Genomic DNA, 310 nt, shown 5'->3' with positions numbered 1-310 from the left:
GCCAGTATGGTGTTTCGCGGCGATGCTCCAGACTGGAGCAAGGTCAAAACGCCCGAGGAATTGCAGGCTGCCGTCAACTGGGCGGGAGCAGCCCAGCAGCAGCTGGGTTTCGATAAAAGATTGCCGCTGCCTTGGGATTTTGCCGACCGGCAGGCTGCGGAATACATCGACCCGAGCAAGCCATTCAACGAGCGTCTTGCCGAGTTGAGTTCGCTTGTCCTTGCGGTTCGTGACCCGGCCGCACGCGGGGCAATGGCCAAGCAGATTTCCTTGGCTGCGGAAGCCAGATTGCGTGCACAAGCGGCCCAAG

General features: G+C 60.6%; 1 protein-coding gene. It reads left to right on the top strand.

All coding sequences use genetic code 11. The annotated features are described in order from the left end of the window. Window positions 1-6 precede the first annotated feature (6 nt). Window positions 7-310: hypothetical protein (locus tag EN818_RS31685; RefSeq protein ID WP_135906724.1), on the top strand; the 304-nt coding region annotated here is incomplete at its 3' end.

This window comes from Mesorhizobium sp. M3A.F.Ca.ET.175.01.1.1, from assembly GCF_004791945.1.
GTDB lineage: Bacteria > Pseudomonadota > Alphaproteobacteria > Rhizobiales > Rhizobiaceae > Mesorhizobium.
Note: the sequence above shows the minus strand (reverse complement) of the source record. Positions and strands in the feature narration are given on the sequence as shown.